Origin of the sequence: Acinetobacter sp. WA-87 (assembly GCF_039938935.1) — a bacterium.
GTDB lineage: Bacteria > Pseudomonadota > Gammaproteobacteria > Pseudomonadales > Moraxellaceae > Acinetobacter > Acinetobacter seifertii.
The window spans coordinates 1,224,214-1,251,208 of record NZ_JBDUVF010000001.1; the positions used below are offsets into that span (position 1 = coordinate 1,224,214).

The 26,995-nt window shown below is 37.4% G+C and carries 24 protein-coding genes and 2 tRNA genes; 11 read left to right on the top strand and 15 right to left on the bottom strand.

Going from position 1 to position 26,995, the window contains the following annotated elements:
* Positions 1-106 precede the first annotated feature (106 nt).
* The 3 genes from ABFY81_RS05775 to ABFY81_RS05785 all read right to left on the bottom strand — a co-directional run bounded on the left by ABFY81_RS05775 (position 107) and on the right by ABFY81_RS05785 (position 2,355).
* Positions 107-862, bottom strand: a complete 756-nt coding sequence (locus tag ABFY81_RS05775) for a hypothetical protein (protein WP_000457345.1) — start codon at positions 860-862, stop codon at positions 107-109.
* Between the two features lie 31 nt (positions 863-893).
* Entirely contained in the window at positions 894-1,151 is a 258-nt protein-coding gene (locus ABFY81_RS05780) for a hypothetical protein (protein ID WP_000104071.1), read from the bottom strand.
* A 325-nt stretch (positions 1,152-1,476) separates the two neighbouring features.
* Positions 1,477-2,355, bottom strand: coding sequence for an inovirus-type Gp2 protein (locus ABFY81_RS05785; RefSeq protein WP_199999958.1), 879 nt, complete (start codon positions 2,353-2,355; stop codon positions 1,477-1,479).
* A 623-nt stretch (positions 2,356-2,978) separates the two neighbouring features.
* Here ABFY81_RS05785 and ABFY81_RS05790 point away from each other — a divergent pair.
* Positions 2,979-3,908, top strand: a complete 930-nt coding sequence (locus ABFY81_RS05790) for a hypothetical protein (protein WP_199999957.1) — start codon at positions 2,979-2,981, stop codon at positions 3,906-3,908.
* 109 nt (positions 3,909-4,017) lie between these two features.
* On the opposite strand, the gene ABFY81_RS05795 is transcribed toward ABFY81_RS05790, so the two are convergent.
* Positions 4,018-4,995: a hypothetical protein gene (locus tag ABFY81_RS05795; RefSeq protein WP_199999956.1), complete on the bottom strand. Its 978-nt coding sequence runs from the start codon at positions 4,993-4,995 to the stop codon at positions 4,018-4,020.
* 198 nt (positions 4,996-5,193) lie between these two features.
* On the opposite strand from ABFY81_RS05795, the gene ABFY81_RS05800 reads away from it, so the two are divergent.
* The 4 genes from ABFY81_RS05800 to ABFY81_RS05815 all read left to right on the top strand — a co-directional run bounded on the left by ABFY81_RS05800 (position 5,194) and on the right by ABFY81_RS05815 (position 6,628).
* Positions 5,194-5,484, top strand: a complete 291-nt coding sequence (locus tag ABFY81_RS05800; protein WP_200000004.1) for a pyocin activator PrtN family protein — start codon at positions 5,194-5,196, stop codon at positions 5,482-5,484.
* A gap of 20 nt (positions 5,485-5,504) precedes the next feature.
* Positions 5,505-5,771 carry an AlpA family phage regulatory protein gene (locus tag ABFY81_RS05805; RefSeq protein WP_111936990.1) on the top strand — a complete coding sequence of 89 codons (267 nt, stop codon included), beginning with the start codon at positions 5,505-5,507 and terminating at the stop codon, positions 5,769-5,771.
* A 346-nt stretch (positions 5,772-6,117) separates the two neighbouring features.
* Complete coding sequence (locus tag ABFY81_RS05810; RefSeq protein WP_001165438.1) at positions 6,118-6,381, top strand: type II toxin-antitoxin system prevent-host-death family antitoxin; 264 nt, start codon at positions 6,118-6,120, stop codon at positions 6,379-6,381.
* Positions 6,365-6,628 (top strand): Txe/YoeB family addiction module toxin, encoded by a 264-nt coding sequence (locus ABFY81_RS05815; RefSeq protein ID WP_199999955.1) that lies wholly within the window; start codon positions 6,365-6,367, stop codon positions 6,626-6,628. The genes ABFY81_RS05810 and ABFY81_RS05815 overlap by 17 nt, the downstream gene beginning before the upstream one ends.
* A gap of 251 nt (positions 6,629-6,879) precedes the next feature.
* On the opposite strand, the gene ABFY81_RS05820 is transcribed toward ABFY81_RS05815, so the two are convergent.
* The 5 genes from ABFY81_RS05820 to ABFY81_RS05840 form a co-directional block, all read right to left on the bottom strand.
* Complete coding sequence (locus ABFY81_RS05820) at positions 6,880-7,140, bottom strand: hypothetical protein (protein WP_032008265.1); 261 nt, start codon at positions 7,138-7,140, stop codon at positions 6,880-6,882.
* 239 nt (positions 7,141-7,379) lie between these two features.
* On the bottom strand, positions 7,380-9,134 hold the full coding sequence (locus tag ABFY81_RS05825; RefSeq protein WP_199999954.1) for a hypothetical protein: 1,755 nt from the start codon (positions 9,132-9,134) through the stop codon (positions 7,380-7,382).
* Between the two features lie 317 nt (positions 9,135-9,451).
* Positions 9,452-10,684, bottom strand: a complete 1,233-nt coding sequence (locus ABFY81_RS05830) for an integrase arm-type DNA-binding domain-containing protein (RefSeq protein WP_199999953.1) — start codon at positions 10,682-10,684, stop codon at positions 9,452-9,454.
* 168 nt (positions 10,685-10,852) lie between these two features.
* Positions 10,853-10,942 (bottom strand) — tRNA-Ser (locus tag ABFY81_RS05835).
* 85 nt (positions 10,943-11,027) lie between these two features.
* Positions 11,028-13,058, bottom strand: coding sequence for an NADPH-dependent 2,4-dienoyl-CoA reductase (locus tag ABFY81_RS05840; RefSeq protein ID WP_347913304.1), 2,031 nt, complete (start codon positions 13,056-13,058; stop codon positions 11,028-11,030).
* A gap of 261 nt (positions 13,059-13,319) precedes the next feature.
* On the opposite strand from ABFY81_RS05840, the gene argG reads away from it, so the two are divergent.
* A complete protein-coding gene (gene argG / locus ABFY81_RS05845) occupies positions 13,320-14,678 on the top strand; it encodes an argininosuccinate synthase (protein WP_086496291.1) in 1,359 nt (452 codons plus the stop codon).
* 60 nt (positions 14,679-14,738) lie between these two features.
* Here the strand turns inward: argG and ABFY81_RS05850 are convergent, their stop codons facing one another.
* A complete protein-coding gene (locus ABFY81_RS05850) occupies positions 14,739-16,001 on the bottom strand; it encodes a diguanylate cyclase (RefSeq protein WP_347913305.1) in 1,263 nt (420 codons plus the stop codon).
* 149 nt (positions 16,002-16,150) lie between these two features.
* Here ABFY81_RS05850 and pyrC point away from each other — a divergent pair, with 149 nt between their 5' ends.
* The 3 genes from pyrC (at position 16,151) to ABFY81_RS05865 (ending at position 17,926) form a co-directional block, all read left to right on the top strand.
* A complete protein-coding gene (gene pyrC, locus ABFY81_RS05855) occupies positions 16,151-17,185 on the top strand; it encodes a dihydroorotase (protein ID WP_039250233.1) in 1,035 nt (344 codons plus the stop codon).
* On the top strand, positions 17,170-17,832 hold the full coding sequence (gene rnt / locus ABFY81_RS05860; protein ID WP_004702976.1) for a ribonuclease T: 663 nt from the start codon (positions 17,170-17,172) through the stop codon (positions 17,830-17,832). The genes pyrC and rnt overlap by 16 nt, the downstream gene beginning before the upstream one ends.
* 18 nt (positions 17,833-17,850) lie before the next feature.
* A tRNA-Glu gene (locus ABFY81_RS05865) sits at positions 17,851-17,926 on the top strand.
* Between the two features lie 85 nt (positions 17,927-18,011).
* Here the strand turns inward: ABFY81_RS05865 and ABFY81_RS05870 are convergent.
* On the bottom strand, positions 18,012-18,599 hold the full coding sequence (locus tag ABFY81_RS05870; RefSeq protein ID WP_134262824.1) for a DUF2726 domain-containing protein: 588 nt from the start codon (positions 18,597-18,599) through the stop codon (positions 18,012-18,014).
* Between the two features lie 300 nt (positions 18,600-18,899).
* Here ABFY81_RS05870 and ABFY81_RS05875 point away from each other — a divergent pair, with 300 nt between their 5' ends.
* Entirely contained in the window at positions 18,900-21,014 is a 2,115-nt protein-coding gene (locus ABFY81_RS05875; RefSeq protein WP_347913306.1) for a TonB-dependent siderophore receptor, read from the top strand.
* A 213-nt stretch (positions 21,015-21,227) separates the two neighbouring features.
* Positions 21,228-21,911, top strand: a complete 684-nt coding sequence (locus tag ABFY81_RS05880) for a glutathione S-transferase N-terminal domain-containing protein (RefSeq protein ID WP_134262826.1) — start codon at positions 21,228-21,230, stop codon at positions 21,909-21,911.
* Positions 21,912-21,916: 5 nt separating this feature from the next.
* Here ABFY81_RS05880 and ABFY81_RS05885 read toward each other — a convergent pair whose 3' ends face one another.
* The 4 genes from ABFY81_RS05885 to yejB all read right to left on the bottom strand — a co-directional run bounded on the left by ABFY81_RS05885 (position 21,917) and on the right by yejB (position 26,975).
* Positions 21,917-23,161: an NADH:flavin oxidoreductase/NADH oxidase family protein gene (locus ABFY81_RS05885; protein WP_032051500.1), complete on the bottom strand. Its 1,245-nt coding sequence runs from the start codon at positions 23,159-23,161 to the stop codon at positions 21,917-21,919.
* 184 nt (positions 23,162-23,345) lie between these two features.
* Positions 23,346-24,935 carry a dipeptide ABC transporter ATP-binding protein gene (locus ABFY81_RS05890; protein ID WP_134262827.1) on the bottom strand — a complete coding sequence of 530 codons (1,590 nt, stop codon included), beginning with the start codon at positions 24,933-24,935 and terminating at the stop codon, positions 23,346-23,348.
* Positions 24,913-25,923, bottom strand: coding sequence for an ABC transporter permease (locus ABFY81_RS05895; RefSeq protein ID WP_347913307.1), 1,011 nt, complete (start codon positions 25,921-25,923; stop codon positions 24,913-24,915). Before ABFY81_RS05895 ends, ABFY81_RS05890 begins: the two co-directional genes overlap by 23 nt.
* Positions 25,923-26,975, bottom strand: coding sequence for a microcin C ABC transporter permease YejB (gene yejB, locus ABFY81_RS05900; RefSeq protein ID WP_347913308.1), 1,053 nt, complete (start codon positions 26,973-26,975; stop codon positions 25,923-25,925). Before yejB ends, ABFY81_RS05895 begins: the two co-directional genes overlap by 1 nt.
* Positions 26,976-26,995 lie beyond the last annotated feature (20 nt).

A 26,995-nucleotide genomic window follows, 5' to 3' on the forward strand; every position in this document is an offset into this window, starting at 1 on the left:
CTCCTATGTTTAACTCATGAGGGGTTACATAAGAGACGGGTTTTAGGTATAAAAATACAGAAGCAATAGAATGAAAAAAAGATAAGGGGGTTAAACTTGTTTGATCTCAGTCATTTTCAACCAGATGTACCAACAAGTATTTCTCAACCCAGACGGGTAACTCTCCATCAAAATCCGGGTTAAAAGTCAGGGTATCTCCACCTGTGATTTCTCCAATATAAGATGCGTTCTGGTGAGTTGCATCACTTGAGTTATCAAATAGAAATGCTCGATCTGCAACTTCGACCGCATCAATCAGCATTTCCATAGTTCGGTAATAACGCTCTCTAATTTTTTGTTCTTCAACAGGATGACCACCCTGGCTTACCCGTTGCCGAACTCTGTCCACATTAATATCTGGGTCTTCTGTGGTTACAAAATATAAATAGGTCCGATATCCCAATGCTTTTGCATCGCGTAAAAATTCTATTTTACTTTTATGAGACATCACCGTCTCAAAAGTGAAACTCACCTTCAACGCCAATAGCTCTTTGCGAATATAATCCAGAGTTCGGGCAGCAAGATATGAATCAATCAGATTACCCGACAGATCTATTTTGTTCCCATCAATTTGCGGAGTCTTCAAAAGACAAGGAGTAATGATTTCTTGACCATCATTCTCTCGACGCTTTATTTGCAACCCCATCAAGAAGTGAACTAATCGGGTAGCATCAATTCGTTTATCAAATTGTTCCAGATCAAGAATAGGGTTAGTTTTAAGCTCACGCTCAAGATTATCGGCATTTAAAAAAAGTTTAGATAATCGTTGATCCAACCCATGAATCATCGTGCTTTTACCTGATCCATTTGGTCCAGCAAACATTCTAATCCGTGGAGTACGATTGGACATCAAGTTATTCAGCTTCCTCAACTTTACGCTTTTTAAGCTTTACAGTTCCTTGACTAAGCACGCGTTGAGCTAACTCATGATCGCGTTTAGGTAACTGTTTAATCGTCACTGTTCGCCCATTTGGTGTTTGTTTTAAGACAGCACCATCTTTTGCATAAAGTACGCTTGCATAACGAGATACCTCAAGAAAACTCGCCCGAAGCACCTGCCCTGCCATTGAAGGAATTTCACTTTCATCGCGTGATTTTTTAATAGTTGACATCTTTAAAAACCTCGGCGTGTTTAAGCTTCATTGTAGTTTACGCATAGCAATGAAAACTAATTATGTCTTCATACAATATAGTGCCATTTTGTTTAGAATCCAAGCTATCATTCTATGCATGATCTTAAATTCAAGGGTAACCCTAATGTGTATTTACCCTGATATCATTTCATGGCCTGGAGTTATAGTTTTTAGCTATAAGAATATAGAGTTTAAGGTATTCATTGTTCCTGAAGTGATAGCCGAAACTAGTAAAGTCCAGCTATCACCTATTGAAGAGAAGATGTTTCTCATCTAGATGGTACATATCTGTGTATGATTCCAATTAACGCTGTGACATGCCAAAGGTACGCATCTTCCTCGTTGTTTTTACTCGGAGGTATTGCTCTTTCTCAGGTCGTGCTAAATAGGACAAGGTTGAACACATTTTTCGTACTTGATAATCAACCTCGCTATAGATAATGCCAACCCCTAAAGTACCTTGCTCTTCGTATTGCTTTAAGTACCTACGATCATGGCAATTAAAGTAACTTCCATCATCCCCTGTAACATCTTCCCATAACTCCCCCACAGCCTTAGCAATACTCCATGCACTCGTGCGCTTACGCTCATTAAAGATCAATGCAATATGGCAATGGTAGCCTTTCTTTTCTCCCTGCTCTAATGCCCATACCAGTAGCAATACCTCCCTTCCATATTCAGATCGCTTGATCTTTCTTCTAAGCATTTCTAAATCATTATCTACTTGTTCAATATCTGGACTAACCACATAGGCTAAATCAATCCTTACCACCAGCACAGCAGAATAGCTTTTCAATATTTCTTCAAGGCGTTTATTAAGCTTGGCAGCATTTAATGTTTCGCTATAACGATGTTGACGTAATTCATTAAGGTGACCAACTCTAGCTCGATTGAAATAAGCTTGCCAGTCTTTAAAGGTTCTTTGTTTCAAGCGATTGTAAAGTGATAATGAGGTTTCATATTGCAGGTCGTAGTCATGGAGCAAACTACAAAAGAGATCGATTAAGCAGGTATAACTAAAGTCAGGGTTATAGACTTGATTGAAGGCTAAGAGAAGGTTTGCGAAGATTTCATAAAATGATCTTGGCTGTCTTGTAGCATCAAGAGTGGTTAGGATAAAACTTTCAATTTCGATCAGTAATGATGCCTCGTTGATTTCATTTTGGTTTAGGCTAACGTTCATGTTCACTTACCTGTAGTTATTTAGGACTACATGAAGTGGCTATGGTGTTATTAATTACCTAAAGGTTTTAAGATCATGGTTAAGTAATGTGATTATTTAATAAGGTGAGAGGTTAATAGGTTTTAAGTAGATAGATAATAGGGTTATGGATATAGACTATGATTTAGAGATTAGATATTAAATATATTGATGTGTATTAACTAGAATGTATTGGTGGTATTAACTAAGTCATTACACCTAATCCATACCTGATATAGGCAATATGATTTTCCCGATCTAATCAATATATTAATATATCCATATATGATGTAGTTGTAGTTTTTCCTATATGATGAATTGCCTAGTTCATGTCAAGTTATCCGACGCTAAAATATCAATTAGCAGAGGCATGTAAGTTCATTGTCAAACAGGAGACTTACAAACGAAACTGAAAAATACTCCCTCACTTGTGGAGTTTCGACATGAAATTGCCCATAGAGGTGCCTATATCACCTTATATACATTATTAGAAGCTTATAAAAAAAACATGCGAAATCGTCTTAAATCATACTAGAAACCGCCCCAAAACCCTTCCTACATTTGGCTAAACTAAACGGAAAGCTTACTGTAAGAAGGTGTCAATTATGTATCAAAGCTCTGCACATAAAGAATTAAAACTGTATCTCAAACAACTTTCTGATGAGGATATGATTTGGGTTTTGCATGTCATGAATAAAGATTATGAGGAACATGATATTGAAAGAGACATTGATGATATGGACTCGGCTTTAGTCCGATTAGATATTAAAGCCTTAAACACCATGACTAATATGGATGAGATTAGAAGCAAGGTTATAAACAGTTATGAGGAAATTAGGGAAGAATTTATTAACCACTTCATCGATACTTTAAAAGACTTTAAAAGCACTTTAAAAATACGAGGAAGAGACTTATCCAAATACAAGAGCAACAAGCGTCTATTATATTTTGTACTCAACCAAATTAATTACAAGGAGGGTCGATATAATACTTTCCGTGATATACATAATGAATATTTTAGGTTCCTCTATACGATATTCATGCTACCCAACTATTACGAATCTAACCGCACCCTTGATGATCTGGAAGCTAGTTTTAGTAAAATCATAAGCAAGAAACCGTTACACTTTAAAAGCTTTGACAGTGATGAGTTCTACCTATGGGCTAAAACTTATATGGATCAAGATAGAGAAAATGCTAAGGTACTCAATAGTACAAGCTACAATCCCCTAAATGACAAAGAGTGTAGTATTGTCGTTAATGCAATCTTTGACAATTTATTAGCTATAGATAGCAACATATATAGAGCGCTAAAAGATAAGTTATCGAATGCTGCGTACCAAAAAAACTACCGCAAGAAAAACAAAGGGCGTAAGCATCATTACTATCTAACTGATAAAGCCCTTCATTGCTTAAATATATTGGCAGAGAAGCACAATGTGACCGAAGAAAAGATGATCGAAAACCTTATCAATGAACGCTACACCAATGAGTGTATGGACAAAGGTAATCATCTTTATACACTTACCTGCTAATTATCTCAGTGTATAGAGATCATGGATGGGAACTCCCATCCATGAATCTTAAATTAAGTCGAGTATTGGTTAGCTATTTGCCGAGAGCGCTCTTTAAAGCCTATAGAAACTATTCAATACATTGCTCTTTTATATTTCTTTCAAGCCTTAAAGCCTTCATTAATAATTCATCCAGAGAATCAGTATTGAAGGGAAGAATACCTTTGCGCAATTTAAAAGGGTAACTATCAGTTAAAGCATGCTCAAGCAGTTTCATGAAAGCTGAGAGCTTTGCTATTTCTTTTTGCAATTTATCTTTCTTTGAAGCTGTTAATGTTTTACTCAGTATTTCTTCATGTAGCACTTTTACTTGTTCCCTACTAACTTCCAGCTTTGACTTGATCCATTCCTCATCGTAGGTTTGGAACTTACACGTAACTTCATCTATGATTTCATCCACGGCCTTATATACACTCTGATATTTCTTGCCAGACTGCTGTACTTGTTCAATTAACAGGTCAAAGAATATTTTCTTTTTAGCCCTTACAATTTTCTGATATTCGCCTTGAGTGCTTCTACCTTTAGCTATTCTGATTTTCAAAGATGGATTCTGAAATCCATAATTAAGCGGGTCTAAGCCAATGTATCCATGAAGTATTTCCTTATAAGCCTTATGTTGTTCTTTTTCATTTAATTTTTCCAAATTACTTCTCAAAACTTCGAGTTGATCCAGAAGGTTAACCAAGTCACTTATTGAATAGCCATACTGTTGCCTAAAAGCCTCATACCGTGTTTTCTGGCAATTCTCGACCATTTCCTGATATATACGATTACGCTCTTCCACAGTAAAACTAGACTGGGGATGCAAGTGTGAATCAAGGCTGCCCGTTCGTGTAATGTCAACATTGATATCAGTTAGAGCCTTCAATAAATCTTTAACTGTTAATGACATGGAACCTTTCTTTGAATCAAGTTCACTACAAAACATATCAAGCTTTAACGTTGGGGACCCTTCACCCAGATAGTCTTCTAGCCAGCTAATATTAAGGTATTGGTTCAGCAACTCTGTTTCTAACTCTTCAATTAAATGTTTATCGAATACTTTCATACCACCCTGTAATAACCTCTTAAACCATAGTTCATAACCCCAGTTTAAATTTTACATCTAACTGACTTATAAAAAATTATTTTTACGGCTGTTGAATCCTTAATAGAGCCAATCTTAATGTGAATAATAGCAACCGTGATCACACACTCTAATGCAACTTGAAATGCTCTAGTACAGCAGGACATGAAAGGAAAAGACATGGTTTCAGATCTATCAACCTTCGATTATCTATTTTTGAAGTTTCGTTCACTACACGTAAAGCTCGAAGATGTTGTAAAGGAATATTATCCGCACCTATGCAAAGAAAGAATGCTGGAAAGAGTACGTCAGAATAGATTCCCCTTTTCATGCTTCAGAATGGATGACAGCCAAAAAGGAACGCTCTTTGTGGATATACGAGAGCTTGCTGAAGTGATCGATGATATCTACCGTAAGCAACACACTATTTTTCAGAACAGAACCCAAAAAGCAATTCAGTCATTAAATTAAGAAACTATAGGAAAAGTAAAATGTTAGAAGCGCGCTATCGAGTAAAGGATCTGGTGAATTATCCCGAACGTGCAGCGAAAGATTATGTAGATCGTAGTGGCCGTAGACGTCGTCTTTCTCATAAACCAGCAAGTAAAGGATTGCTGAATATTGCAGAGTCAACTTTTTGGAAAATGATTCGCCGTGGTGACTTTCCCAAACCCATCTATTTAACAGCAAGTATGCCCACTTGGACTGAAAGCCAAATCAAAGCTTGGCTTGAAGCAAAGAATCCTAAAGCTGTATAACGCAAACAGCCTGTCTATGATGGGCTGTTTTACTTTTCACCCATACATTATGTACAAAATATTGTCTGTACAGAATATTGACACTTTAAAGCAAAAGTTTTACAGTTACTATGCTTAGTCGCAATTGTAAGAGTAATAAGCTAAATAGTGTCTATCTAAGTATCTAAATTTATGCCAAAAGTGAATGACGAAAATACAGCCATCCATAGTGTCCAAATGTAATGATCAATGTATCTAAAGAAGTGACCAAAATAGTGCTAAATGAAATGTCAAATATATACTGGCGAATATCGTAAAGATTGTAATTAATGACTTGTAATGCTTGAGTAATAGGAAAATTAAGACTATGCAAATTTTCACTTATACCGATGCTCGCAATAATCTGAAAACGGTTTTAGATCGTGTCATTGATGATTCAGATGTTGCAGTAATTACGAGAAAAGAAGGTCAACATGCGGTTGTAATGGGACAAGACTATTACAACAGTATAATGGAAACATTGCACCTCATGTCTTCTCCAAGTAATGCAGCACACCTAGCAAAATCAATTGCAGAATTACGGGCATCTAAAGCAATCGAAAGAGAACTTTTAGATGAAACGGAAGACTAGTTTTACTCCAACAGCTTGGGAGGATTACGTGTATTGGCAAAACCAAGACAAAAAGACTCTTAAGCGCATCAATACATTAATCAAAGAGTGTCTTCGTACCCCCTTTGATGGTATTGGCAAGCCTGAACCATTACTCGGCGATTTAGCAGGTTTGTGGAGCAGACGAATAGATGAAAAAAATAGATTAGTCTATGAAGTAACTGATGTGGCGACAACTGTCATTTCTTGTCGTTATCACTACGAATAAAAGAGAAGCCCTAACCTAGTGTTGGGGCTTCTTTACATAAATCATTTACTACATAAACATTACAGCAATAGCTATACTTAAACTTAATGCTAAATCAATTCTTGGCTTGAAGAGAAAAGTCCTAAAGCAGCATAAAGTAAAACAGCCTGTCATAGACAGGCTGGTTTTCAATAGTTAATTAAATCATTTCTCATAAGCTGTATTATGTTAATTTTAGAAAAACCTAATTTCTTAATGCGACAGCACCATATTTACTCTGGATCAGCATATAAATGACTAACACATATACCACATACAGAGCGGCCTAATTGAGCACATTTAACACGGACAATGGATTCATCCACTTCACAAGTGATATCCTTAGATCCAGAAATCCATTTCATCTTTTCACAAATTGAAAAACTTTCAGATGTACATTTACTCTCTGAATTAGGAGGATTCAATTTACCTTCAAAAAGGTGAAACTGATCTGTATTAGGATTCTTTTTCAAAGTGTAAGTCTTTTTGGTCATAGGATTCTTCTTTAAAATTAAAAATATTATTCAACCAATACTAATTATATTACTAATAGACGACAATACTATAAATAGATTATAGCGACATGTAGTGTCGTATCTTTTCACACATTTTACTATAACTCGGCTTACCAAACACGCATGAATAAAATTTTACGTGACTCCATACTGAGCGAACTAAAAAATAATCCTTAAAAAAAGGGGAGCTTAAGCTCCCCTTTTTTTAAGGATGAACTCTATGATTCCGTAAAGAGTAATTTACCTATCCACCAAATAGACTGGCCAAAATTTGAAATAAGTTGTTCACCTTGTCTAAGATATGATCTATTTTCATCAATTCTAGCCAGTTTCAAAGCATCTCCAATTTTAGAACTCGTCTGATGTGCATCACCATTTCGCATATCATAGACTCCAGCAATCACTCCAAAAATCTCATGAGCTTTATCGTTTCCAACTTTATCAGCTAAGATACTTTCAAGAAGTTTATTTGAACCGAGCTTCTCTTTATCTTTACGCGTTGAAAGCTTACGGAGTTGTTCCTTATTCAAACGCTCAGAGAAAAAACGGATAACTTCCTTTGCTAATCTTAATAATGATGTCTGATCCTTACTCGAAAAACGAGAGATATCCTTAAAAAAGTTTGTATCACTTATATCTTGTGAAAATAACTTAATTCCATATTCATTATAAAACCCCGCTTCTAACAACTTAGTACATTCAAATAACATAGTTTCAGCAGCGTGTGTAGAAGCAGGTTGTGCCTTAACCTGTGACATTAGCAATTCAGAAGAAACCTTTCCATCTGGGGCTATGTTATGGCCAACCCAAACATGTTGCTCCCATGCTTCTAAACGGGCTATATCATAAGCATATACAGTAATGAAATCTGACGAGTTCACTCCAAAATGTATTCTATATCCAGAAGTCGAATGAATAGCCCCAGTTTCTGCCGTATACCATTCAAGAAAAAATCCTCTATAACTAAGCAATTCATTAACAACACTAGAACGAAACCATAGCCAACGACCTATATCTTCATCGTTTAATGAAGCAGCATTCATTCTTGTCCCGTCAGTTTCCACAACGAAATTTGGTAATGTATCATTTTGATCTCTACGAACACGTATACTTTTTCTTTGATGATGAATCCATTCATCCCTCCAAAACTCTCCTTCTACCCGTACACCTTGATATCCACCTTTATGACCTTTTGAAGTTTCATATTCTGTATTGTCATCATTTTCAGGCCCCATTACTGGTGCATCTTCACCTTCATCAACATCTGTTCTCCAAACTCTAAAAGATGCCCATCCACCTCCAAAAATATCATTTACATTGCGAATAAGTAATTCAAATCTTCCATCGTTTCGCTGTTCTTTAAAATTTGTTAAAACTGCATAAGCACTATTGGCCAATGATTCAACATTTTCTACTCTCTGACGATAATATGAGAGTCGAAGTGTTAAATTTCTTGCAGCCAAGTAATCAATTAAGAATTCTCTTTTAATTTCTATTAGTACATGATTCCCTTTCTCATCAAAAACTTCACGAGCTACTTCAACAAAATTTTCCTCAGGTCTTATCCAACTTTGCCCTTCCTTAATTAAGCCAAGAGCAACTATCAAATCTGGATTAAGTATCCACTTCCTCCCACCAATAACAGGTTGTGGGTATTCGAAAATTAAATGGACACCTATAGGTTCTCTATCATTACGTTCGTACTTATCAATTGGCGAATAATAACCATCATTATATGCATATGGTTTACCAATTGAACTAATACCTATATCACTCCAACTTAAGTTATTTGCTTTATCTACATGTTCTGGTGGAAATGCAACTGATCCGCATCCAAAAAACTCACTTTCAAAACCTATATTTTTGACTGAGCCTTTTTCGTTGGTCTGTGATGCTCTAAGAGGAATCCAAGTTGAATTATTGAAACTTCTGCGAGTCTCTTGAATTTGAAGAATCCAATTTTTTTTATCCACATTATTTCCTCATATACTTTAATTCGTTAAGATTAAGCTTATCTATTATTAATATAATTTATTTTAAAATAAGTTACTTAAGTTAAAAAATATTTTTTATTTAAGATAAAATCTCTTATAGGAACTCCAAAAACCATGGAATTTTCCGCCTATTTAACATACTGGGTGCTTTATGAGATATAAAACAAAAATCTTTTAAATTTAACTTGTTACAAAAATAACTAACATTTATTTAAAATACAAAGAACCAATTTGTTACAAATTGGCTTCACGTTAGACATCACGGTAATATTTGACCAAGCAATTTAATCAAGAAATCAGCGATCTTCTAGCTTTTGGTCACTATGTTCAAGTAAAGAATCCAAATAATCAGCCCACTCTTGCATCATTTCTCGACGGTTATTCAGGAACTTGGTTCTGTTGTAGGCTGTACCATTATTATCTTTTACCTTGTGGGCCAATTGGTGCTCAATAAAATCTACACGTTGCTCTAAAATCTCATCCAGCATAGTACGTGCCGTTGCCCTGAAACCATGTGCTGTCTGTTCACCGCCATAACCTAAACGCTTTAAAGCCGAATTGATTGTATTGTCTGAAATGACAGTTTTTCCATCCCGCCCTACAAAAATATATTCACTGTAAGGGCGTAAATCAATGATTGACTCTATCAGATCAAAGGCTTGATCTGATAAGGGCACAATATGAAGCTGTTTAGTTTTGCTGGCAGTAAATTTAAAACAACGCTCCTCACGATAGTAAAATTCCTTTTTCAGCATTCGTATCTCACCCGGTCGCTGAAAGGTCAATACAGAAATTTTTAACGCAACCTGTGTTGTCAGCAAACAACGAGGATAGAGTTTGGAGTAGTTCCAGATTTTATTCAGCATAGGAGCTAAGTCTTGCTCTTCTGTTACTGCTGGAAAATTCCCTGCCTGTGGTTTTGGCAGCTCAATATCTTCAATAGGATTGTATTGAATCAGTTTTTTCTTACGGGCTGATTTAAATATTTGATTGAGATCAGATTTAAGACGCTTAGCAACAGACAAAGCACCACGTTCAACAATACGTTTGAAGACCTTAGTCTCAAGTATTTCCAAAGTAAGCTGAGGAAAGGTTAGATCACCAATATAAGGGTAAACATCGTGATTCAAACGACGGATTGTTTCTTCATCCTGCTTTCGTTCAAGTTCACGTTTATGCAACCATAGCTCAGCAATAACACGGAAGGTATTTTCAGCTTCTTTCTGCTTTTGTGACTTGGTTTCAATCCGCTCCATTGCTGGGTCGATACCCTGCTTAATGAGCTTCTTATATTGATCTCGAATGGTACGAGCATCTTCTAGCGAAACTTCTGGGTAAGTACCCAAAGATAAATCGTTACGTTTGCCCAAAAATGGGCGCGTATAATTGAATATCCAGTATTTGCTACCACTCTGGTCAATACGCAAATACAGGTTTCCCCCATCTGACAACTTATACATCTTATTAGGATCAGATTTAGCTTTTTTAACTTGCAAAGCACTAAGCTTGTTTATTCCACGGGTCGTCATAATCCAGACATAAAAAAATGCAGTAAGAGCGAATCTTACTGCATTTTTTACTACTTTATAACTGCCAATTGACGTACTGTGTCATGGCTTGTAGTATTACTTATTTCCAACTTTAACCTTATAAATCATAGACTTATACAGCGTTAAACAGTGTCAGAAATTTGAATTTGGCGGAAGCGGTGAGATTCGAACTCACGGAGGACTCACACCCTCGTCGGTTTTCAAGACCGGTGCATTAAACCGCTCTGCCACGCTTCCATGTGCGTAAGAATACAAAGCTTATTCATTTTATTCAAGAAAAATATCATCGCTTTGTGTTCAAGTGCATATTGTTTCATCAATTTTACAGTTGAGCAGCTAATTCTGCTCCTTCTTTGATCGCACGCTTCGCATCTAGCTCTGCTGCAAGCTTTGCACCACCAATAATATAGTAGTTTGCTATAGTCGACTCGTCTTCTTTTGGCATCAAGTCTTTTACCGATTCTTGACCTGCACACACCACAACAGTGTCTACGCGTAAAAGCTGATCTTGACCATTATGCTCAATCCACAGTCCTTCATCGGTAACTGCTTTATATTGCACACCACGCAACATGCGTACACCATGTTTTTTAAGCTGAGCGCGATGTACCCACCCCGAAGTCTTACCAAGACCAATACCGAGCGGTGTTGTTTTACGTTGCAGTAAATAAATCTCGCGGATTGCTGGTTCAACTACTGGTGGTTGCATACCACCTTCAGAAATATAGTTCGGATCTGGATCTACACCCCATTCACGTTGCCATTCAGCCAAAGGTTGAGGCTGTGGCTGATGTGGTGGTTTAAGTAAGAACTCTGATACATCAAAACCAATACCACCTGCCCCAATCACTGCAACTTTTTGTCCCACTTCTGCACCTTGCAAAACTTGAGCATAGGAAAGAACTTGTGGTGCATTACTTCCTTCAATTTTTAAAGCACGTGGCACTACACCAGTCGCAACAATAACTTCATCAAAACCTTCACGTTCAAGTTGCTCACGATTTACACGCGTATTTAAGCGTACATCTACACCTGTTTTTTGAAGCTGTACTTTAAAGTAGCGAATCGTCTCGTGGAATTCCTCTTTACCTGGTACAACCTTGGCAAAGTTAAACTGACCACCTACATCTTTATTGGCTTCAAACAAAGTCACTGCATGACCACGGCTTGCCGCCACAGTTGCAGCAGACATACCTGCCACACCACCACCAACAACTGCAATACGCTTAGGCTGTTTAGTTTTTAAATAGACCAATTCTGTTTCATGGCCTGCACGTGGGTTGACTAAACAAGACACACGTTTATTTTTAAATGCATGATCTAAACACGCCTGGTTACAGGCAATACACGTATTAATTTCATCAACACGATTAGTCGCAGTTTTATTTACCCAAAAAGCATCGGCTAATAAAGGGCGAGCCATTTGAATCATGTCTGCCTTGCCTTTTGCCAAAATCTCTTCGGCAGTTTCAGGCATATTAATACGGTTAGATGCAATGACTGGAATTGAAATATGTTGTTTTACATGAGCTGTGTAATCGACAAACGCTGCACGAGGTACAGAGGTTACAATAGTTGGTACACGTGCTTCATGCCAACCAATACCCGTATTTAATAAAGTTACACCCGCTTTTTCTAAAGCTTTAGCAACAGTCACCACTTCTTGCATGGTATTACCGTCATGCACAAGGTCGAGTAGCGATAAACGGAAACAGATAATAAATTTTTCGCCCACTTTTGCACGAATTGCTTTGACTATTTCAACCGGAAAGCGCATACGGTTTTCAATTTCACCGCCCCAACGATCAGTACGCTGGTTTACATGGCGACTTAAAAACTGGTTAATCAGATATCCTTCTGACCCCATAATTTCGACGCCGTCGTAGCCTGCTTTTTTGGCAATGTCCGCGCACTGTGCATAGTCTTCAATGGTGCTGAGAATATTTTTTTCAGAAAGCTGACGCGGTTTAAATGGTGAAATTGGCGATTTAATTGCTGTTGAAGACACCACAAAAGGCTGATAACCATAACGTCCTGCATGCAAAATTTGCATTAAAATTTTTGAACCATGTTTATGGACAGCGTGGGTTACTAAGCGATGCTGAGGAATATCAAATAGGCTATTCATAGTACCGCCAGCTGGAGCCAACCAGCCTTGACGGTTCGGTGAAATACCACCTGTCACAATCAGGCCAACCCCACCTTTTGCACGCTCTTCAAAATAAGCTGCGAGTTTTGGGTAATTAAAAAAACGATCTTCAAGTCCCGTATGCATAGAACCCATCACCACACGATTTTTAATAGTGGTAAAGCCTAAATGTAATGGTTTTAATAAATTGGCGTAACTTGTCATGCTGCGTCCCAATAGTTTTTGCAACTTGTTGCATAGTACTTTAATACTTTTTTAATAATTTTGGATGACCAAGAATTATTTTTTATTTGAGATTATGGTCAATCTACCTATACAGATGACAATCACATATTTTGTTAAATAATAAATACCAATCATAACAAGTGAATTAATGCTTTTTTTGCCAAAAAAGCACCATGAATAGTGCTACAATAGCCGCCATTCAGAATTCTCGAGACCACCTCAACGGGGTCTTTTTCATAAATGTTAGGATTAGCAATGACTGATAATGCAACTATCTTGCAGCATGTACCAGTAGGCAAAAAAGTTGGGATTGCCTTCTCCGGTGGTCTAGACACTTCAGCTGCTTTATTGTGGATGAAACAAAAAGGCGCTGAGCCTTATGCATATACTGCAAACTTAGGCCAGCCAGATGAAGATGACTACGATGCAATTCCAAAGAAAGCAGAACAATATGGCGCTGTAAAAGCTCGCTTAATTGACTGCCGCTTACAATTGGCGCTTGAAGGTATTGCTGCAATTCAGTGTGGTGCATTCCATATCAGTACAGGTGGCGTTCCTTATTTCAATACGACTCCACTCGGTCGCGCAGTAACAGGTACTATGCTCGTTACTGCAATGAAAGAAGATGACGTAAACATCTGGGGTGACGGTTCAACTTATAAAGGTAACGATATTGAACGTTTCTATCGTTATGGTTTGTTGACTAATCCAAATCTTAAAATTTATAAGCCTTGGTTAGATCAAAACTTTATTGATGAGCTTGGTGGCCGTGCAGAAATGTCACAGTTCCTCATCGATAACGGTTTTGACTACAAAATGTCAAAAGAAAAAGCGTACTCAACTGACTCAAACATGTTGGGCGCGACTCACGAAGCAAAAGATCTTGAATACCTAAATGCTGGTATCAAAATCGTTGACCCAATTATGGGCGTTGCTTTCTGGAAAGAAGAAGTTGAAATCAAACCAGAAGAAGTCACTGTACGTTTTGAAGAAGGTGTACCTGTTGCGTTAAACGGTCAAACTTTTAACAATCCGGTTGAACTTATTCTTGAAGCAAACCGTATTGGTGGTCGCCATGGTTTAGGTATGTCTGACCAAATCGAAAACCGTATTATCGAAGCAAAATCTCGTGGTATTTATGAAGCACCAGGTATGGCCCTTCTTCATATTGCTTATGAGCGTTTGGTTACAGGTATTCATAACGAAGATACGATCGAACAGTACCGTATTAATGGTTTACGTTTAGGTCGTTTACTTTACCAAGGTCGTTGGTTCGACTCTCAAGCACTTATGTTGCGTGAAACTGCACAACGTTGGGTTGCTAAAGCGATTACTGGTGAAGTGACTCTTGAACTTCGTCGTGGTAATGACTACACCATCATGAACACTGAATCTCCAAACTTAACGTACGAAGCTGAACGTTTAACAATGGAAAAAGGCGATTCAATGTTTACGCCAATGGACCGTATTGGTCAGTTGACTATGCGTAATCTCGATATTACCGATACACGTGCAAAACTTGGTATCTATACAGATGCTGGTTTACTTTCAATCGGTCAAGGTTCTGCTATTCCTCAATTAGACAGTAAGAAAAAATAATTTTCTTATGACGTGAAAAAAGCCACCTCTATAGGTGGCTTTTCTATATTTAAAATTAAATCAGGCAGTTTCTACGATTTGTAAAGGTTGATAATAAATTTGGTTACGACCAAGCTGCTTTGCTCGATATAAAGCCTGATCTGCGGCATGAATTAATTCATCTTGCCCCATTTTTAGCCCACCTGTATATACAGTAAAACCTAGACTGATAGTGACATATTTCGAAACTAAGGAAGCAGCATGTGGAATAGCTTGGCGTTCTATCGCTTTATAAATATTTGCTGCCACTGAATAAGCACCCTGTGCCGGTGTTTCAGGTAAAAGTACGACAAACTCTTCACCTCCATAGCGTGCAACAAAATCGACATGGCGAATTGAATTTTTGATTGCAGAAGCAATAGATGAAATAACCTTATCTCCCATCTGATGCCCATAAAAATCGTTATAGTTTTTAAAAAAATCAATATCAATAAATAAGACAGCTAACGGACGTTTTTCTTGATTCGCACGGTAATAGTAAAAATCAAACATTTCGTCAAAAGTACGACGGTTTGAAATTTGAGTTAGCGCATCTTGCTGGCTCAATTGAAGCAATTCAGATGCTTCAATACGTAAAATCTGTTCATTAATTTCAGCAAGCTGATTACTTAAAAAAAGACTGCGCTCTCTTGAAATAAGCATGGTGCTTATAGAAAAACCCAAAATACAACTACCAAACAAGGCACGCCCAAGTGCAATATAGTCACAATTCACATTTAATAGAATGAGTAACACAAAAACCAATATTGCCGCCGATAAGCCAACATAAAGCATATGCAAAGGTTTTATGCCGCTCAAAATAAACCCAAGCATATATAAAAATGAAAGAAGCAACATCGACTGATTTTTAAGAGCCATATTTCCAACACTGAGCAACAGCATGGCACTTGTAATAATGGAAAAAAAAACAATGCTACAGGCAGCAAAATAAAAATGCTTAGAGAGTTTTTTAAACCTAGCAAATACCCAAAATACTAAAAGTGCAAATGCAATATTCATTGCACTTAACAAACAGTAGACGAAATCTAAAGTTATATAAGGCACCCCGATTACAAAGTAGTCTGTCGGCAACACCAGTAAAATAAAAATGATATAAGTGAGTACACCACTTGCTAAAAATTTTGAGATGTTTTGCCGAGTTCGATCGAGGTTTAAAAGCCAGAATTTTTTTTCAAGTTGTTTTGGCAAAGGCATATTGGCATAACGATGGGTATGTAGAGTAACCAAATACTCGATTTCTTCTTTAGATTTGAGTAATTGATGTACATTTCCCCTATTTGCCACTAGTCGATTCCCACATATTCCGCGTTAACAAAATATAACATTATTTTTTAAAGCTCCCTGCGCTTTATTTTGCCATTTGTCCGTAATTCTCGTTACCATTTTCACACTTTATCGATTATCATTTGTTTTATTTCGAAGTTTGAACTGCCTTGAACTCTATTACCCTGCTCCAGCCAGATGATTGGCATGCACATTTACGTGATGGTTTAGCATTAAAACGTACTGTTCCAGATTTGGCTAAACAATTCGCTCGCGCGATTTGTATGCCTAACCTTGTACCGCCTGTAAAAACAGTAGATGAAGCTTTAGCTTATCGTGAACGTATTCTTGCGCATGTTCCAGAAGGCAATAATTTTGACCCTCGCATGGTGCTTTATTTTACTGATCACACTTCACCAGATGAAGTTCGTAAAATTAAAGAATCAGAACATGTAAATGCAATTAAACTTTACCCTGCGGGTGCGACCACAAATTCCGACAATGGCGTGAGTGACATTCGTAAGGTTTATGCAGTCATTGAGCAACTAGAAGAGCATCAAGTGCCGTTATTGCTTCATGGTGAAGTGACTCACAATCATGTAGATATTTTTGATCGTGAAAAACGCTTCCTAGATGAGGTATTATCACCATTATTGAAACAGTTTCCGAAACTTAAAGTTGTGCTTGAACACATTACGACAAGTGATGCAGCACATTTTGTTTTAGAACAAGACCGTAATGTTGCAGCAACAATCACTCCTCAGCATTTATTATTTAACCGTAATGATATGTTGGTTGGTGGTGTTAAACCGCACTTTTACTGCTTACCAATTTTAAAACGTCAAACACATCAAACGACTTTACTTGAAGTTGCGACAAGCGGTAATCCTAAGTTTTTCTTAGGTACAGACAGTGCCCCTCATGCACAAAACGCAAAAGAGAATGCTTGTGGCTGTGCAGGCTGCTATAGTGCTCCTAATGCAATTGAGCTTTATGCACAAGCTTTTGATCAAGTTGGTAAATTAGAGCGTTTAGAAGGTTTTGCAAGCCACTTTGGTGCAGACTTCTACGGTCTACCACGTAATACTTCTACCATTACTTTGGTTAAAGAAGACAACCTCGTTCCCGAATCTTTTGATTATTTAGATGATCAAAAAATTATCCCGCTGCATGCCGGGAAAACGCTGCAATGGAGAAAAGTGTGACACAAGAAAATTCTGTCCCGGTCATTGGCCAACGTTTTCGTGGCTTCTTACCTGTTGTTGTCGATGTTGAAACGGCAGGTTTTAATGCCCAGACAGATGCATTGCTAGAAATCGCGTGCATTCCAATTGTGTATGATGCTCAGGGACAATTTGTCCCTGGTCCTGCATTTCATGCACATATTAACCCGTTTGAAGGTGCAAACCTCGATCGCCGTTCGCTCGACTTTATTGGTATTGATCCATTCAATCCAATGCGTATAGCAATGGCTGAAGACGAGAGAACTGCGCTACGTCGTATTTTTAAATCGGTCAATGAAGTTCGTAAACAACAACATTGTACTCATGCAGTACTTGTAGGTCATAACGCACATTTTGACCTTGGTTTTTTACAAGCAGCAATTGCACGTACAAGCACGAAAAACCAAAACCCATTTCATAGTTTCTCAGTCATGGATACGGTTACTTTAAGTGCTGTTATGTTTGGACAAACCGTGCTTGCTAAAGCATGTATTCAAGCTGGAATTGAGTTCGATGGTAAAGAAGCACACTCTGCTTTATACGATACTCAGAAGACTGCTGAACTGTTTTGCTATATTTTGAACAAACTGTCTCCTTACCTACTTGACAGTTTAGTGGCGGCTTCTTAAGATACCGCCATCCTCAACGTCCCTATCGTCTAGAGGCCTAGGACATCGCCCTTTCACGGCGGTAACCGGGGTTCGAATCCCCGTAGGGACGCCATATTCTTTCTACAAAGAATCATCGCTTCAAATTATTTTATCTCACTTCAAATTTTATCCATGAGATAAGTTCCGTATTTTCAAAATCAAGACTTCAACTTTACTTCATTAATATGTTGTGTAGGTTGCATAGTTGGCTCATCTCTCTCAATAATTATTGCATCCTCAACTAACTTTGTTTTTGTTAAATCTGGTTCTATTGGAACTTGAGCTAATGAACTCGATGCAATATTAAAATCACGATGTATTTGTGCCAGTTCTGGTGTTCGTTTATAGCGTATAACTTTAAAACCTGCTTCTTGAATTAAAGTATCTCGCTCTGCATCAAACTTTTCCTTCCCCTTATGGCTAGAATCATCTAACTCAACAATAGCAACGATATTAAATGCTTTATCCAACACAACAAAATCAGCAACTTTTCGATTAAATAAATTACGCGTCGCGTATCCTTGCGCTGTCATAAAAGCGCTGAAAGCAACTTGCGCTAAAATAATATGTTCCGGCAAAGCTTCCTTTAGTTTCATAAAAGTAGGTTGTTCATTCATAGTAATGATACGCTTTCCCTTGATTGGGTTACGTTTTGCATTTCTATTTTTGCTTTCCCCTTTCTTTAAAATACTTAAAATCGCCAATATCATTATGGCTATTAAAAATATGCCAACTATCGCAAACATCGAATTTCCCCTAAATAAATATAAAAACTATTTTGATTTTAAAAATACAATTAAAAACGGCTAGCTATAAATTATTTATATGATTTTAAAAGCTATTGTTCTATGTATTCATTGCTCTATTTTAGACTGTAATTTATAATTTTTTAACCCTATCTTTTTTGTTTTTAATTTTTGTCATTTATATTTCCAAATAAAATACACTTGTGCAAATTTATCACTGATTCCATATTCCTTTTACACACAGTTACATTATAATAATTCTTATTTTTATACTGATATTTATTATCAATAAGGTTTTAAATGGATCTTAAGCTTCGCCTCCTCTCCTTGAGCATTGCTCAACTATGCTGTATCTCCTCTGCTTTTGCAGATACAGACACTTCTTCAACTACTCTTGCCACTATTAAAGTTAAAGCCCAACAGGCATCAGATCAAACTTATAAAGTTGATAGCTCGAGTAGTGCAACACGCAGCGAAATTGCTTTAAAAGATACCCCTCAGTCGGTCAGTGTGGTCACCCAAAAAGTAATTGAAGATATTGGCGCTACTCGTTTAATTGAGGCGCTTGATTTAGCTGGAGGCGTGACTCGTGCTAATAATTTTGGTGGTCAAGGTTTAACAGGTTTTAACCTCCGTGGCTTTACTAGTGGCGAGTTTTATCGAAACGGATTCCCAATTAACCGTGGTTATCCAAATGTCCCAGATAGTAATACCATTGAACGCATAGATGTTTTACGTGGTCCCTCTTCTAGCTTATATGGCCGTGGTGACCCAGGCGGTACTTTTAACTTAATTTCTAAAACACCAAAGTCTGAGCAACAAACCACTTTGGGTGCCCAGCTCAACAGTGAAGGTTTATATCGCACCACTGTAGACACGACAGGAACTGTACCTAATGCGGAAAACGTTGGCTATCGCCTCAATGTGATTGCAGAAGGTGGTGATAGTTATCGTGATCATGTTGAATCTAAACGTTATGGCATTGCTCCAGTCATTCAATGGCAGGCTTCTGACACAACAAAACTTACATTTGAAGCCGATATTTTAAGAAACCAACATCCGCTTGACCGTGGCCAAACACGCTATGCAGGTCAGAAGTCTTTTATCAGTTCACCAGACACTTATTTATGGGAAACGGGTAAAGACAACAACCGACTTTATAATGATAACAATATGGCTCAATTAAGAGTTGAACACGAGCTTGGAAATGACTGGAAGCTCAATGCTGGTGTGCAATATTTAAATGGCAAGTTACATGGCTATGCAGTAGAAGCAAATGGAATTCAAAAAGACGGGGAAACGCTAGGTCGAAATTACAACTACCGTGAACTAAAGTGGCAAGATACCGATGCTCAAATTAATCTAACAGGTAAATTCCAGTTTTTGGGTTTAGCAAACACCTTAGTTACTGGGCTTGAATATGAAAACTATGATTATAAGTCATACATTATTCGTTCAAGTGGAGATGTCGGTAGCTACCCTATTAATATCTACAACCCTGTTTTAGGGCAGCCTCTGCCTGAGCTTTATCGTGTAACCACACATGACCGTGAAAACTTAAAAACAACTGCCCTTTTTTTACAAGACCAAGTCGATTTAAATGAGCGTTTAAGCGCACTATTAGGCTTACGTTTTGAACATTATGAGCATGACTATAAGAACTTATTACCTAATACCGCAAATTGGAATACCGGTCATAACGCGTTTATTCCACGTTTAGGTTTAGTCTATAAAGCCAGTGACGATCTTTCCATCTACACTAATGCTGCAAAATCTTTTAAGCCAAACACTGGTGCTAGCCGTAATGGAGACGGGTTTGATCCTGAAGAAGGTTTAGCTTACGAGTTAGGCTTTAAATGGCAAGCACTTGATAATATGTTATCGATTGATTCTGCTATTTTTTATGTCAACAAAGAAAATGTCTTAACCCTAGATCCTGTAGATTCAGCCTACAAAGTTGCTGCTGGTAAAGTTCGTAGCCAAGGTATTGAGCTAAATGTTGCAGGGCAAATTACACCTGCTTGGAAAATTATTGGTGGCTATGCCTATACAGATGCAGAAGTAACTAAGGACAATAGCCTGCAAAAAGGAACAACTCTAGCCAACATTCCAAAAAATAGTTTTAATCTTTTAAATATCTATGAATTTCAGGATGGGCCTTTACAAGGGTTGGGTTTAGGTATCAATCAAAAATATATTGATAAGCGTGCAGGTCAAACGGCCAATAGTACCTACACCATGAAAGGTTATGCAGTTACAGATTTGGTTTCTTATTATCAAGCATCACCAAAACTTCGTATTAACTTAGATCTGAAAAATCTTTTTGACAAAGTTTATGATGAAAGCGCTTTCAATCTATATGCATACCCGGGTGAATCACGTACTGTTCAATTAGGTATGAGCTATACGTTCTAAACTAAGAATATAACGAACCAAAGCATCAGCCTTTTACCGTATAAGATCTCACTAGGGATATTAGTCATTAAAGAAGCCACTGTCTAAAAATACAGTGGCTTTTATTTTCTCATATAAAATATTATAAATTTATGATTTATAAATATTTTATTATACTTAAATTCTTTTCTACCCTATACTAAAATTAAATCAAAACTATAATTTGAACATGACATGCAAATTCGATTATTTCATTTACAAAATTCACGCTCTCAACGCATTATTTGGTTTTTAGAAGAATTAGGACTCAACTATGAGCTCATCACTAAATATCATTCGGACGAAGACAAAAATAATAACTCGCCGCATCAGTTATCAAAATTTCCAACCCTCGAAATTATTGAACACGAGCAATCTTCAATTTTGGCCGAAACTTCAGCAATCCTAGATTATTTATCTCATTTACACCCACAATTGGGACAGAATAATTTAGGAAATCAGCAACTAAAAAATTTTTATTATTGGAAAAATTACTGTGAGGCAACATTTATTCCCGATCTGGTACTCAAACAAATCTTTCAACAAATTGCTGAGCGTACGCCTTTTCCAGTACGTTTCATTCCAAAGCTTTTAAAATATGGATTCGATCAAGGATATCTCAATCAATCATTACAACAACACATGAGCATGATCGATAAACATTTAAAGCACCACTTATGGTTTGCTGGAGATCAGTTTACTACTGCTGATATTTTGATGTGGTTTCCGTTATTGGCTTGCTCACCAAATTACAGCCAGTTTAAACATATACAGCGTTATCTGGCTCAAATAGGAAACAGACCAGCCTTTAAAAATGCTTTAATTAAAGGTCAATGGTCTGCTTCTACGTTTCAGACTTACTGGGCTATTGCTTGGTAATTTATTTATGCAGATTTACGTGAATTCACACGCCCTTGAACAACGGCCTTAATATTGCCCTTCGCGTAATTTAAAAACACAATTAAAGGCGATAGCTTTGGATTTGGCTTTTTGCCCTGCCCAATAGCTTTAAATTGTGCTGCGTACCAAATAATTTCCATAATCGCCATTTTGTCAACAAAAGGTAAACCTGTTTTAATTGGTTTTACGGCATAGCGAACATCTTGGCCTGCGATTAAACGGTCAGTCAAATCTGTTTCAACAGCAAGTGGACGAGCAATACCAATAAAGTCACATGCCCCACTTGCTAGAGCAGCATTCATTCCTTCTACAGTACGGAAGCCACCTGTCACCATAAGTTTACATTTTACATGCTGACGGATTTTTTCAGCGAAGTCTAAGAAGTATGCTTCACGTGCAATGGTACTTGCTTTACGTTTATCGGCTTTAGCACCAGCCATTGCAGGTGCTTCATAAGTACCACCTGAAATTTCAATTAAGTCGATGCCTGCTTCATCAACTGCTTTAAATACTGAAATCACATCTTCTTCGCTAATACCACCGCGCTGGAAGTCGGCAGAGTTGAGCTTAACTGAAATAATAAAATTCTCTGAAGTTGCTTCACGTACCGCTTTATAAACTTCTAGTAAAAAGCGAGTACGGTTTTCAACTGAACCACCCCACTGATCTGTACGTTTATTGGTTAATGGCGATAAAAACTGGCTAATTAAATAGCCGTGTGCACCATGTAACTGCACTCCTTCAAAACCTGCTTTCTCACAAATGCTGGCAGCCGTTGCAAAGCGTTTAATAATATCCAAAATTTCTTCATGTGTAAGCGCGCGTGGAGTGCCAAACATGGTCGCTAAAGCTGGACTAAAAGGAACTGCCGAAGGTGCGACTGTTTCTTTATTTAAGCCTTTAGGACACTGACGACCTGGATGAGACAATTGAATGAGCTGTACCATTCCATATTGTTTACCAACCGCGGCCCATTCTTTTAAACGCTCTAGGTCACGTTCGGTTTCAATCACCACCACGCCTGGTTCGTTTTTGGCTTCGAAATTGACCATCACATTACCAGTAATCGCACAGCCTAAACCACCTTTAGCCCATGCACCGTATAGGCCTAAATGTAAGTCATTTGGCTGTCCCTCATAGTTTGCAAGTGCCTCACTCATTGCACCTTTAATAATTCGGTTTTTAAATGTGGTATTTCGAATCGTGATTGGTTGTGCAATCTGGCTCATGGTTAACCTCTTTTAATACTTTAGAGCAATTACTCTAATTTAGATGAGTTACAGGTCATGTCAAGGGAAAATCGATAACTGACAATAGCACATGTCAAATTTAAAAAGTATAGAGAAATGCAACTTTTTGCATTAAAAAATTAAATTATATTTATGCTTATAAAACATAATCTTATTTAAAAAATTAAAGACTCGCCCTAATTAATTGCTTGGTATATTCAGTTTGAGGATCATTAAATAACTGTTCAGTCGGCTGATATTCCACAACTTTTGCATGTCGCAATACCATCACTTTATGACACAGTGCTTTGACCACATTTAAATCATGACTAATAAAAATATAGCTTAGGTGCTCTGTTTGTTGTAAACGTCGCAATAATTGAATCATCGCTTTTTGAGTCGTTCCATCTAAGGCAGATGTTGGCTCATCTAAAATTAAAAGTTTAGGTTGAACCACTAAAGCTCTCGCTAAAGCAATGCGTTGACGTTGCCCACCAGAAAGTTCATGTGGATAGCGATGTTGAAAATCTTCAGCCAACTCAACTTTTATCAAGACTGATTCAACTTGCTGTTTGATCTCATTATCAGCTACAGCTTTCACTTTTAAGCCTTCAGCAATAATCTGCCCTACTGTCATACGTGGGTTTAAACTACCAAATGGGTCTTGGAAAACAATTTGTAAGTCTGACCTAATCTTACGCAAAGCTTTTTGTTCTAAGCGGTTTATGTCTTGCCCTAAAAAGATAATTTGCCCATCACTTTTGAGTAATAGAACCAGCGCTAAAGCCAATGAGGTTTTACCTGAACCACTTTCACCTACAACACCTAACGCTTCGCCTTGAGTAAGCTCAAAAGTTATATTTTCAATAGCAGTGGTATAACTTTGAATTCGGTTAAAGATACCACTCCGAATTGGGTATTTAACATTGAGTTGTTGAACAGATAAAATTTTATAACTGGGGGAAATTGGCTGAGCAAAACCAAGATCATGATCTAACAATTGCTCAGTATAAATTGATGTGGGATTTTCAAAAATCTGTTCAAGCTGACCTTGCTCTACAACTTGCCCCTTGTGTAATACAATGAGTTCATTGGCATAACGGCGTACCAAATTTAAATCATGGCTAATTAAAATCAGCGCCATACCATATTTGTTTTGCAAAGATTTTAATAATTCTAAAATTTGCGTCTGTAAAATGACATCAAGCGCGGTAGTTGGTTCATCTGCAATTAAAATTTTAGGTTGAAGTGCTAGTGCAGCCGCAATCATAACCCTTTGTTTTTGCCCACCTGAAAGCTCATGGGGATAACGTTTTAAAATATGCTCAGGATTAGCAATTCCTACATCTTTTAATAATTGAATTACATGCTGCTGAGCTTTCGATTTTGACCAACCTTGTAAAATGAAATGTTCACCAACAATTTTCTCAACCCGATGTAATGGGTTTAAAGCCATAGAAGGCTCCTGAAAAATCATGGCAATTTGGCGGCCACGTATATGTGTTTTTGTCTTTTCATCTGTTTCTAAAATATTTTTTGAATCAATAATAATACGACCAGATGTTTTTAATTTTTCTGGTAATAATCCCATCATCGCCAAACAGCTTATTGTTTTACCTGAACCACTTTCACCTACAATTGCAAGCGTATCACCAGCTTGTAAGTGTAAATTGAAACCCTCCAATAAAGTCTGATCTTGCATAGATATTGAAAGGTTTTCTATTTTTAGCAAGGTAGTATCTGAGTTCAATTTATTTTCTTGGGTCAAATGCATCGCGTGCCGCCTCCCCAATATAAATTAATAATGACAACACAAGAGCTAAGCTAAAAAACCCAGATAAAGCTAACCACGGTGCATCTAAGTTATTTTTACCTTGCAACAACAATTCACCTAAAGAGGCCGCATCTGGCGGTAATCCATAGCCCAAGAAATCGAGTGCGGTTAAAGCAATAATATTGGTGGTCAGAATAAAAGGTAATTGCGATAAGCTAGAACTTATAGCATTTGGCAAAATGTGCTTAAAAATAATTGTTCTATCATTTACACCCAAAGCCTGAGCTGCACGGACATAGTCAAGTTGACGCGCTTTTAGAAATTCAGCACGGACAATTCCCACAAGCACAGTCCAGCTAAAGAACAACATAATAAAAAATAGCCAATATACATTTGGGGTAAACATACTGACCAAAATCATGACCATAAACAGCATAGGTAAACCATTCCAGACTTCTACTAGTCGTTGTCCTAGCAAATCGACCCAACCACCATAGTAGCCTTGTATAGCCCCCACAAAAATGCCTAGTAGTGTTGCACAACTTGTTAAAGCTAAACCAAAAAGTAATGAAACTCTAAGTCCATAAAGAATACGTGCCAGTATGTCTCGCCCTTGGTCATCTGTTCCTAACCAATTCTGTTTAGAAGGTGGCGATGGCACAGGTACAGCTAAGTCTAAATTAGGTGTCTGATAAGAAAATTGAATGAGCGGCCAAATCGCCCAACCTGTATGATTAATAAGCTCTTGTACAGCAGGGTCTTTATAATCTGCTTCTGTTTCAAATACGCCACCAAAAGTGGTTTCGGGATATACCTTAAAAACAGGCAAATAATAAGCGTCCTCATATTTCACTAGCAATGGTTTATCGTTAGCAATGAGTTCAGCAGCCAATGAAATCACTAAAATGAGGCTAAACAAGATAAAGCTTGCCCACCCTAATTTATGTTGCCTAAAATTTTGCAGTCGTGATCGCACAATAAAAGACACTATTTGCCTCCTTGTGCATCAAAGTGAATACGCGGATCAATCCATTGATACAGCACATCGCAAATAAGTCGTAAAAGCAGACTAAACAGCGTGAAGAAAAACAATACGCCAAAAATAACTGGATAGTCTCGCTGAACAATGGCTTCAAAGCCCAATAAACCGACACCATCTAGATGAAAAATAATTTCAATAAAAAGATTTCCCACAAAGAAAATGCCTGCTAAAGCCTCTGGCAATCCAGCAAGAACCACTAAAATGGCATTACGAAATACATGTTTATATAAAACTTGCTGGCTATTTAAACCTTTTGCATAAGCTGCCAAGACATAAGGTTTATTAAGCTCTTCTAAAAATGAATATTTGGTTAAATAGGTTAGACTCGCAAAACCACCTAACACCATGGTAATAAGCGGCAAAGTCATATGCCATAAGTAGTCTGTAATTTTTTCAAAAAAACTTAATTGATGAAAATTATCCGACACAAGATTTTGCAATGGAAACCAGTGAAAATATGACCCACCTGCGAAGAAAACAATAAGTAAGATAGCAAAAACAAAACTTGGCACCGCATAACCCACTACCAGTAACAGTGAAGTAGAACGGTCAAACCAAGAACCTTGTTGTTTGGCTTTTTTAATACCCAGCGGAATTGAAATAAGATAAATCAGCAAAGTGCCCCATAGCCCAAGCGAGATCGACACAGGCATTTTTTCCCAAAGCAACTCAACTACTGGTTTATCTTTAAAAAAGCTTTGTCCAAAGTCTAGAGTTAAATAACCTTTTAACATCAACAAGAAACGTTCTACTGGAGGATGGTCAAAACCGTATTGTGCTTTAATTTGCTCTACCATTTCGGGGCTTAATCCTTTAGCACCTTGATAGTACATTTCAGTACCTAATATCCGCCCTGCTCCTACACCACTTTCTACTTCATGGATTGCTTGTTCAACGGGCCCACCTGGGGCAATTTGCACAACCACAAAGTTGATCAATAAAATAATGAACAACGTTGGAATGATTAAAAGAAGTCGCTTCAGAATATATGAACCCATATAACAGGATTTCCTTTAGA